This is a genomic window from Thermoactinomyces sp. CICC 10521 (genome assembly GCF_016055135.1).
Classification (GTDB): domain Bacteria; phylum Bacillota; class Bacilli; order Thermoactinomycetales; family Thermoactinomycetaceae; genus Thermoactinomyces_A; species Thermoactinomyces_A daqus.
In genome coordinates this window covers 1-9,676 of record NZ_JAECVZ010000035.1, presented here as the reverse complement: position 1 = coordinate 9,676, position 9,676 = coordinate 1, and the positions used below count along the sequence as shown (strand labels likewise).

Sequence of the window (9,676 nt, the reverse complement as noted above, 5' to 3'; positions counted from 1 at the left end):
GGCAAACGATCTGGCAGGCAAAACGAAAAAACCGCACCTCGGCGGCCACCGTGGTACGGTTCAAATAAGAGTGAGTTTAGAAAAATCATCCTAATTAATTGTATCACGGGAGGGCTTACAATGAAACCTTTCCATCTTAGGCTGGCCCAACTTTGGACGAAAGCCTGTAACGGTCAAAAGCTCTCTACTATGGAAATCGTCGAATGGGTCGAGTGCCTTCACGCCCACCGCAACTGGGTAAGCAAACTGAACGAGCTACAAAATTGGGCGGACGTGGCGGCGCTTGTCAATGATCAAGATTGGGAAAATCGCCTGTGCGAGCAAATTGACAAACTGATCCATTAAGGAGAGATACGAAATGAAATGTCATTATTGCGAAGGCAAATGAAACTGGGGCAGCCAGGGCTGCCCTCTCCAGAAAGGAGGGACGTGAAATGGAACAACTATCCCTTTTTGATGAGATAAGAGATTTTCGACAGCATAAAAAGTATCGCAATAAAGTCTTTAAAACGAAGGTTGAAATCGAGCAAGAACTTAGCACAAATGGAGTAGACAAAATTTACTATATTCTATCCTTTGGTGGCGGGACACAATCGGCTCACCTATTGGAGCAACATTTTAAAGGGTTGATCCACTACGACTATATCATCTTCGCGGATACCGGAGCAGAACCGCAATTCATCCATGATCAAGTGCAGTGGTGGCGCAATCGGCAAAAAGAGTACGGAAACAAAACGCCCTTTATCATCACTCACCACAACAGCATGACAAAGGGCCTGGAAGAAATGCTGATGCGGTATATCCATACAGATTACCAGCGCTTCCAAATGCCCGTTCATTGTAGCCGGATTGATCCAGAAACAGGACAAGAATCGAAAGCCGGGATCATGCCCCGGCAATGCACGGTCGACTTTAAGATCGTTCCGGTCAAACAAACGGCCAGGAGATTGGTCATGAAAAAGCTGGGGTTAAAACCGCAGCAAAGAATGCCCGCTAATATTGCGTTTATCATCGACATCGGCTTTAGCTATGACGAAATTAACAGGATCAGCACCTATCAATCGCCTCAATTCAAATATATGTATTTGTCGTACCCACTCATAGAGGAAGGATTGACAACTGACGACAGCATCCAGTTTTTGATGGAAAACCGGATGCCTTCTAAACGATCTCGCTGCTATTTATGCCCGTTCAACTGCGACAAGCAAGGGATGGACTGGAAGGAGATCATCGAAGAAGAACCCTTTTCTTTTCTAAAAGCCTGTTGGTTTGATGAACAGCTTCGACAGGTTCAAAGGACAGGAAGGAAGGCCATGAAAAGCATACCCTATCTGCACCATGCAAGAATTCCTTTAAAAGACGCTTACCCGTCCGCTTACTCCTTCTTGTCGGAAAAATATAAAGCAGACTTTGAAAGTTGGCTTTCGTCCTGGAGGCGCTTCATAAGCGAGAAATACGCAGTTTAACAACTAGCGGGCTGCTCCGGCGGCCCTTTCAAAAAGGAGAGATCAGGATGGATGTAAAAACGCAGGAGGGTTTCTTAAAAGCACTGCGATTGGCTGAGGAAACGGGCTATTTTCGAGTATGCAGTGAACCGGAAAAAGTCAAAGTCTGCGTACATGGAAATTGGTTAACACAGTGCAGATTCTGTAAGGAGGAACCCAAAATGAGAAAAGAACATTTTGATCTGATGGAGCGAATCGCTTTCGGTGCAACCATCTGGGACAGGGAAGAAGCCAAGCTGATCCGGGAGATAGAGCAATACGATCCGGAATTGGTCGAGATCATCCCGGTCGAGGAACTTGAGAAAATAACGGGCGAAAGGTATGACGGGGCGCAACAAATCCCCTATTTTGGCGCAATCCTTACGGCCAAAGGTTGGAATTTGCTATAAAAACCAACGGCCCGAGAGCGGCAACGGCTGCAACCTTCGCTCACGGGCCGTAACTCCCCAATAGAAAGGAGTCACCCCTAATGTACCACTTTTGCCCGCGATGTGGCGAAAGTTTTCAGAGGAAAAAGTGGAATCAGGTGTACTGTACAAATACTTGCCGATCAGCGGCCTACTACGAAAAGCACAAAGACCGGATCAACAGGAACCGGAGGCGGAGGTATAAGGCCAAAACCTCCCCCTCCTCCCTATTTCGTCTAACGGCAAAAAGCTAGCAAAACGGCTGATTATCGAAAATAGAACAGCCCCTCTCGGAAGAGGGAGGGTTACGGGAGTGATAGAGAGATATGAACATTCCTTTTCGTATCGTGACGCCGAGAAATATTTACTACGTGTACGCCGATTTTTGGGACGGCTGGGATGAAAACGGCTACCCCAAAAGCTACTACGATCTTACCATTTACGATCAGCACCCACGGGCCAACAAAAAGCCCTGGCAGACGGATCGAGAGCCCATTTTTGAGTTTGGGACGATTCCGGCTCGCGGAAATCCGCCAGCCCTGTTTGCTCGGAAAATTATTGAAGAAATCGAGCTAGAATTCAAGTATGCGGAAGAACTGGCCGAAAAGAACAATGTAATCCGCCTTAAAGGCGCTGAAGACATACCCGTTGACGGGGATGAGGAGACCGAGGAAACGGTCGTTTCTGATTGGGTCACTGGGAAAACGGAAAAGATCACGTGGAAGCGAGTCCAGAAGTTGATCGGGAAGCAAAAAAGAAGGAGGGCGTCAAAATGAGTGCTCAAAAGAAGGTTCCTTCCCCGCCGTCTTTTGAATCAAAAATCGCAAAAGACAATCGAAAACGTGACCGGTTCGACTATGCGATCACGGGGATTTTCATTTTTGCGATCATTGTATCGTTCAACCACACAATCGAGTTGTACAAAACAGCGGGGTTCGATGATCCGATCGGATGGTTGAACCATTTAACGGAAAAATGGCTAGGTGAAAACTTCTTCACCTTGGCCCTGTTCGCGACACTGGCCGCCGAGGCTGCGTTCAGTGTAGGTCTCTGGGGGTTGTATGAAGCGTTCAGAGTTGAACAGAGATTCCCAGGCTGGAGATATAAATGGATGTGGGGCATGTTTATAGGCGGATTGGTTGTTATCGGGTGGTCGAACATCGGCGGAACACTTGGATACAACTATTTGTATGGGAACCCGATCAAAGGCTTAGTGCTTGGCTTGTCTATTCCCTATTTTGTATTGAACGCTGTTCTGGTAAACTTCAGCCGTTCAATGAAACCAAGCGTACAACCTGAACAAAATGTTCAACCTAAGTTGCTTTTGTGGGCCAATACGTTCGGGAATGCGTTTAACATGTTCAGGGAGATTACGCAGAAACCTGAACACACTGTACAGGTTGCACATGTTCAAGGTGTACACTCGGGATCAAAACAGTTTACCCAGGATGAAGATGAACACTCGGAGAGTGTACATGCTGAACAGGGTGTACATTCACAAGATGTACAAAGTGAACAATCCGAATCCGTACAAGCTAAACAAGATGAACGCTCAAAAGATGAACAGATCGTACAGGAGAAAAAAGAACAGGCTGTACAAAATGTACACTCAGAAACTGAACAACCTGAACATGTACAGCGTAAACGAACCAATCTGTATATTGTGAACGGGAGCAAAAACAGTAGCAAAGTTGAACAGGCTGTACAATGCGCAATTGAAATGATGGAACGGAATGAACCATTCACTGTTCGGAAGCTCGCACAAGTGGCCGGTTGTTCACCCGCGACAGCACAAAACGCCCTGAACAAATTGAAAGAACGCAAGCAAGCGTAAGGCAAAATGGACTGGACAAAAAATGTTAACTCATCGCGAATAACAAAATAGCCGGCCCGTTGAAGCGGATCAGCGGGCTGGACAAAACAAAGGAGGTGGAAAGGTGAGCAATCTATTTACAGGCGATTTGTCGATGCAAAATTCACGATTGCGAAAAGATTTGAACGCTGAACAGCTATTGTATGTTAACTCTGAGTTGGAGCGAAAAGGAAAAAAGAAATCTACAGCTTATCTGCTCTGGTTTTTCTTGGGCAACTTCGGCGCCCATCGCTTTTATGTTGGAGATGCTATTCAAGGCATTTTGATGCTGCTAACTCTTGGTCTTTTTGGTATTTGGACTCTTATAGATGCCTTTCTGCTTTACTACCGCATCGAAGACATAAACGCACAGATCGAACATGAAGCCATTATGACTATTGGAAACAAATAAGGAGGATTTGGACATGGATCAGAACGTTACAAGCCATTCTGATGTATCCGAAGTGAAAAAATGGAACTGGGGAGCCTTTTTACTTGGGCCGATATGGGCGATAGGTAATAGAGTCTGGATTGGTTTGCTCGCACTTATCCCAATATTCGGCATTATCATGAATATCATATTAGGCGCTAAGGGAAGTGAATGGGCTTGGAAAGCGAAACCATGGAAAAGTGTCGATCACTTTAAAAGCGTTCAGAGAAAATGGGCTTGGTGGGGATTAGGTGTTTTTGTCCTCTTCGTCATTTTCGGCCTCGCTTTCGGAGGTGGAGATACGTCTAACAATCAACCAATAGCCGACAAACCGGCGGTATCATCACCTGCCTCGACTAAGAAGCCAGAACAACCCAAAGTAGCGAAAATTGGCCAATGGGCCAAAGCCGGGAAGTTGGAATATCGGGTAGATTCCGTTGAGGAGAAAGACCAGCTTAAAAACATAATGGGATCGAAGAAGCCAAGCGCCGGCAACTTCGCTATCCTGAAAGTATCAGTAAGGAATAATGACAAAGAGTCAAGGGTCATTGATTCCAGCATGACTGTACTTAAAGACAAACAGAATCGCTCATTCGAGCCGGACACGGACGCGATTTTATACGTAGTGGATGGGAACGACGAAAGCAGCTTTTTGAATGAAATTCCTCCGACAGGTGAAAAACAAATTACGCTGGTTTACGATATTCGTGGCGCTGCAAAAGATTATACATTCTATGGACAAAGCGGGTATGGTTGGGCCGATACAGGGGCAACGGCTGTTATTTCCTTAGCTAAATAAAAACGGCCCCGAGATCGGGGCCTTTACTGATGAAAAACGTTATATCATTTTTACGTCATTCTCGGTAAATCGGAGGTCTTTAATTTCATTCAGGTCGATCCCATACTTCGCATAAATTTTGATGGTGTTTTCCCCTGTCAACTGAGCATCATCGAATCCGAGCAAGGAAGCAATCTTAATGACTTCCTCTCGTGAATTAGCTTCAATTTCCAAATAGGGTGGAATCATCGGCCATTCATCGATCTCCAAACGCGCCCCATCCAAAATGAAACTAGTCCGACGGTTTTCCTGATATCCTTTCGCTTTATACCCGAGCTTTTCCAGCATTTTGTTTGCCGTTTCAAAACTGTCAACAGAAATCTCTGTTTCTTCGGTTCCATCAATCCCGTCGTGATGGATTTCCTTGATGGTGAGTGTGATTTCTTTTCCTGTATCCCTGAGCCTAATCCATTTACTTTTGTCTCCAGGTGTAATGTCGTAAACATACCTTCTCATTAATGCTTCCCCGACTTTTTCTCCACCTCGGCTGAGAATTTTATCTTCCATTTCCGATGGATTGATTTCGAGAATTTTCCCTTCATATTCGGTTGCCATAATTACACTCCTCCATCCCTGAGTCAAAAATTGATGGTACTCTTTTTCCCGTAAAGCAATAATCTCATCGCGAACACTACTCTCAACAAAGTCTTCAACTGGCATACACAAATCCATCCTCTGAATACACACACCGACCTGATATCCGCCAGATCGATCTCGATATAGTCTGACGCCGTAATAACCTTCTTGACAGTCGGTTTCATTGTTAAATCGGCAATTGGAGCATGTTGTAGGGAGTCGAACTGGTCGGATTTCTTTGAAATAAATGATTCGTCCAGACGGTAACCGGTACGCTGTACGACACCCCGATACCCCAGCGGTCACATATTTCGCAATGGGGACCGCTCCGAGATCCGCGAGAATTTGGTGAATGGCATCAATGGAAGGTTGTCCATCATCCAGCGAGTTGAGCAGACGAACGGAAAGGGATGGGGAATACTCATCCAAAAGCCTGTAGACGCGTGGGGCGTGACGATAATCGGGAACAACAATATTGGCGCTGACCTTGACTCCACTTCGAATTGCTATTTGAATGGAGTCCTTGAGGGCGGAGATTTTCCGTTCGGCGAGCATGGGGTTTCGATATTTTTCATGCTGGACTTGAGCCAGTTCTTCTGCGGTGGTTCCGAAAATCGAAAAATTGACCCGGTCAAGACCGGCAACGGCACAATCCAACAAGACGCGAACACCATTTTCTCCATTGGATGTCATACACACCTGGTAGCCAACCGATCTGGCCAGTCGAATGATTTCGGGTAGTTCTGGATGTAACGTCGGCTCCCCTCCTGTTAGATGAAGCTCGTTCACTTGCAAGGATTTGCGCAGCATCTCCAATACATTCGCAAATTCTTCATTCGGTTCCACGGTTCCAGATAGAAACCGGACGCCGTTGGTCTTCGCATAGATGGATTTGCGCCCGGATGGTCCTGCGTCGATCCAATCCCCACTGATTCGCTTCAGATTGTCAGCGACCACTGGGGTTCCTTCGTTGTGGCAAAACACACAGGTCATCCCACAAGAATCGATAATTTTTACCCGTAAGCTACGATTTTTATCTACATACACCGGAAGCTCGGAGATGGGAAACGGGATAGGCAAGATAACTACCTCCCTTTCTATATTGACACCTCAAATTCCTTCTCGATTTTCAATAATCCTAATAACTAGCGAAATAACCGAAGTCGATCCAGGTCAACCTTTGGACCTTTTAATTCTTCCAATTTGACCTGATGAGCTTGGAGGAAACAATTTATTTTCTTCTCGTTTTTAATGACTTTTCTTTTTTGGCGGTCAATGTCGATGATGATTAATTTCTTTTCAGTAAAATCAAACCAAAATTTAATCATGTGGATCACCGGGGACTAACTGAAAATATCAATCGAAAAACCCGAAATGAAGTGAATGTTTTCAAACCGAGCTTGGATGGTGTCGAGTAGTGGAATATGCAATTCCTGACCATCCTTTGTCATCAGTTTTACAATTTTCTGTCTCTTATCAGGAGAATGAATCAATTGAAGTGTTACCTCGTTTACATCTTCTCTATTTTGAAGATCAATTACCTCAATACTTGAACGTTGTTCTAATTCAAGCAACAATTGAGAAACTTTTTTGTGACTCCCTTCAATTTGAAGCTTAATCAAACTTGGCGACCTCCAATCTCAGGTGAATTTAACTAAATTATAAGATTGTCGATTGAAATTTTTCAATATTTTGTCATTTCATGTTTTTTAGCTAAAATAAGATCTTCTTAACTACCCATTAGAGCGAAATAATAGCGATTTTACCTCTTCCTCTCTCATGACTTCAGGAGAAAAAACTAAAATATTATAGTCAGACGATTTCGCTTATTTGATATATAATTAATTACAACAATACTCGGAGGAAAGAAGTGTTTCGATTGTTTCATGATCTTGATGAAAGTATTGTCCGTTACATTCTAAGGAAAAGAAGGAAGGAAAAGAACTTAAGACAAGAAGATATTTCCGGCCTATCACCTGCAACCATTAGTAATATCGAACGTGGCAGGATAGAAGAAGTAAGTCGGGAAACTATCCTTTATTATCTTGGTATGCTGGATTTAAAAAATATCGATGAGTTAACTACATTGGTAAATATCGAAGCTGAAAAAATCGATAACTTAGCCTCTAGACTTGAATCTATTGAGGCTATGATTGACGATAAAAATCATGATGAAGCGGATAAATTACTTACTCAAATAGATATCGAAAAATTCCACCCTCTAACTCCTTTTGTTCATTTTTTGAAGGGACGTTGTTTTTACGAACGAAAAGAAGTGGATAAGGCTGAAGAGAATTATCATTCAGCCATCCGCCTCTGCAAACAACAAAAACTGGAGCCAAGGGATAATATAGTGGCCATCTGTTACAATGAATTAAGTATTCTGTGTTACAACCAAAATAACATTAATAAAGCGTTAGAATATGCGGATAAAGGGTTAAATGAATTTAACGAAAACAAAGAGAAAAAGGATATTAAATACGCTCTTTACAATAATAAAATCCTATGTTTGCTGAAGCGCTCCGAAACAGATATGGCTTCACAAATATTAAATGAAGTATGGCCAATGATTCCGGAAATTGATAGTATTCGAGTCATCCTAAATCTGTACAAGTTTAAATCGATTATTTTACGCCAGAAAAGAGATTACGATACAGCGACCCAAATTTGCAAAGAAGGAATTGAGATTGCCCGCCGAAACCGAAATCAGAATCGTCACCTTGACCTTTTAAATGTATTGGGAAGCATTTATTTACTTGAAAAAAAATACGAAAAAGCGGAACAGCATTTTATGATTGTATTGGAATCAGATCCTAAACAAAAATACACCCGGCGCCTAGTTGATGCACATACTTACCTCGGACTTCTATATACCAGTCAAAAGCAATTGGAACTGGCAGATTACCATTTGGCAAAAGCGATTGAACTGGGACGAAATATCCATGATATATATAGACTCACAAAAGCGTTGATTGTCTATGGCAATTATTTTCTTAGTCAAAGGAAATATGAAAAAGCAGCTTCCTTTTATGAAGAAGCTGCCGAACTGACTGAAAAATATAGTTATAAGCACAGGCAACATACAGCTTTATTGAATTTAATACACTGTTTAGATATTATGAAAAAAGAAGAGGCAACCATTAAGTATCTGAAAAAACACTATGCACTTCAACGCGATCTAAAAATCCAAAGCGAGGAGGACGAAATTTATGAGCTTGAATAACAACAGCTTCTTTTACTTTGGAGATGATGATGACACAGATCGTTGTTAATCTTTCTATTTATCAGTAAGCAACCATTTAAATTATATCCAATTGGAAGAAACCTGTAAACCGGCTTCTTTGTTGGGTTTACAGGTTTTATTTTGATTCACAATCCGCGAAGAGAGTGCCCCGGTTTTTGGGTATGTAAAACCTTCTCATAAGGGAGGTTTTTTCTTTTTGAACAGATAAATATAACATGAATAATTTTATTTTTGGGAGGAAGATGTATTTGTGAGAGCATTAGTAGCGGCCCTGATCGGGACTCTCCTTCTGGTTGGGTGTTCAAGCAATGCGACGCCAGAAAAGTCGGCTTCAGCACCAGTGAAAAAGGAACAAACAGCATCATCACAGGATCAAGAACTGGATAAACAAACCGAGGAGGGTATATATAGGATCAACTTATATGCTGAAATGACTGAACTCAATCATCAGTTACTTGAGTACAAAAACGAACTTGGATCGGGCCGTGACAATCTGGTTGGGTTTAGAATATCGACTGCTATTTTGGATACAACAGAAAAATTATCAAAGTTAAAGGTCCCATCTTCTTTAGAAGCGAAGCATAAAGAAATAATCTCATATCTCTTGAGCGGCCATAAATATTTAGAGGAGGCCATGCAAGCGGACATGGACGGGAAACAAGTGGACTGGAAAAAAGCGATCGATGATTGTTTTACTGATGGAAACAAGGCTTTTATGGTGGTTGAGGAAATAAAGCAAGAAGACAAAAGGAGCCAATAATGGCTCCTTGAGGTTGTTGACAAAGAAGGTCAACAGCCTTTTTTGTTGAAAAGGTATAAAAAAA

General features: G+C 42.8%; 11 protein-coding genes. 9 read left to right on the top strand and 2 right to left on the bottom strand.

Annotated elements, in window-relative coordinates; all coding sequences use genetic code 11:
- Positions 1-120: 120 nt before the first annotated feature.
- The 7 genes from I8U17_RS15985 to I8U17_RS15955 all read left to right on the top strand — a co-directional run bounded on the left by I8U17_RS15985 (position 121) and on the right by I8U17_RS15955 (position 4,993).
- Entirely contained in the window at positions 121-345 is a 225-nt protein-coding gene (locus tag I8U17_RS15985; protein ID WP_198059794.1) for a DUF7667 family protein, read from the top strand.
- Between the two features lie 89 nt (positions 346-434).
- Positions 435-1,466, top strand: a complete 1,032-nt coding sequence (locus I8U17_RS15980) for a hypothetical protein (RefSeq protein WP_198059793.1) — start codon at positions 435-437, stop codon at positions 1,464-1,466.
- A 200-nt stretch (positions 1,467-1,666) separates the two neighbouring features.
- On the top strand, positions 1,667-1,894 hold the full coding sequence (locus tag I8U17_RS15975) for a hypothetical protein (RefSeq protein WP_198059792.1): 228 nt from the start codon (positions 1,667-1,669) through the stop codon (positions 1,892-1,894).
- Positions 1,895-2,238: 344 nt separating this feature from the next.
- Complete coding sequence (locus I8U17_RS15970) at positions 2,239-2,688, top strand: hypothetical protein (protein ID WP_198059791.1); 450 nt, start codon at positions 2,239-2,241, stop codon at positions 2,686-2,688.
- Positions 2,631-3,746, top strand: coding sequence for a hypothetical protein (locus I8U17_RS15965; RefSeq protein ID WP_198059790.1), 1,116 nt, complete (start codon positions 2,631-2,633; stop codon positions 3,744-3,746). Before I8U17_RS15970 ends, I8U17_RS15965 begins: the two co-directional genes overlap by 58 nt.
- Before the next feature lie 103 nt (positions 3,747-3,849).
- Positions 3,850-4,176, top strand: coding sequence for a TM2 domain-containing protein (locus I8U17_RS15960; protein ID WP_370589275.1), 327 nt, complete (start codon positions 3,850-3,852; stop codon positions 4,174-4,176).
- Between the two features lie 13 nt (positions 4,177-4,189).
- Entirely contained in the window at positions 4,190-4,993 is an 804-nt protein-coding gene (locus I8U17_RS15955; protein WP_198059789.1) for a DUF4352 domain-containing protein, read from the top strand.
- Positions 4,994-5,032: 39 nt separating this feature from the next.
- Here the strand turns inward: I8U17_RS15955 and I8U17_RS15950 are convergent, their stop codons facing one another.
- Both I8U17_RS15950 and I8U17_RS15945 read right to left on the bottom strand, forming a co-directional pair.
- A complete protein-coding gene (locus tag I8U17_RS15950) occupies positions 5,033-6,688 on the bottom strand; it encodes a radical SAM protein (RefSeq protein ID WP_198059788.1) in 1,656 nt (551 codons plus the stop codon).
- 263 nt (positions 6,689-6,951) lie between these two features.
- Positions 6,952-7,230: a hypothetical protein gene (locus I8U17_RS15945; RefSeq protein WP_198059787.1), complete on the bottom strand. Its 279-nt coding sequence runs from the start codon at positions 7,228-7,230 to the stop codon at positions 6,952-6,954.
- Positions 7,231-7,478: 248 nt separating this feature from the next.
- On the opposite strand from I8U17_RS15945, the gene I8U17_RS15940 reads away from it, so the two are divergent.
- Complete coding sequence (locus I8U17_RS15940) at positions 7,479-8,831, top strand: helix-turn-helix domain-containing protein (protein ID WP_033100755.1); 1,353 nt, start codon at positions 7,479-7,481, stop codon at positions 8,829-8,831.
- Positions 8,832-9,102: 271 nt separating this feature from the next.
- Positions 9,103-9,612 (top strand): hypothetical protein, encoded by a 510-nt coding sequence (locus tag I8U17_RS15935; RefSeq protein WP_198059786.1) that lies wholly within the window; start codon positions 9,103-9,105, stop codon positions 9,610-9,612.
- The last annotated feature ends 64 nt before the right edge of the window (positions 9,613-9,676 follow it).

What these genes read in the sequence shown, in the direction of transcription:
- I8U17_RS15985 (WP_198059794.1), top strand. Translation starts at nt 121, where the DNA reads ATGAAACCTTTCCATCTTAGGCTGGCCCAACTTTGGACGAAAGCCTGT.
- I8U17_RS15980 (WP_198059793.1), top strand. Translation starts at nt 435, where the DNA reads ATGGAACAACTATCCCTTTTTGATGAGATAAGAGATTTTCGACAGCAT.
- I8U17_RS15975 (WP_198059792.1), top strand. Translation starts at nt 1,667, where the DNA reads ATGAGAAAAGAACATTTTGATCTGATGGAGCGAATCGCTTTCGGTGCA.
- I8U17_RS15970 (WP_198059791.1), top strand. Translation starts at nt 2,239, where the DNA reads ATGAACATTCCTTTTCGTATCGTGACGCCGAGAAATATTTACTACGTG.
- I8U17_RS15955 (WP_198059789.1), top strand. Translation starts at nt 4,190, where the DNA reads ATGGATCAGAACGTTACAAGCCATTCTGATGTATCCGAAGTGAAAAAA.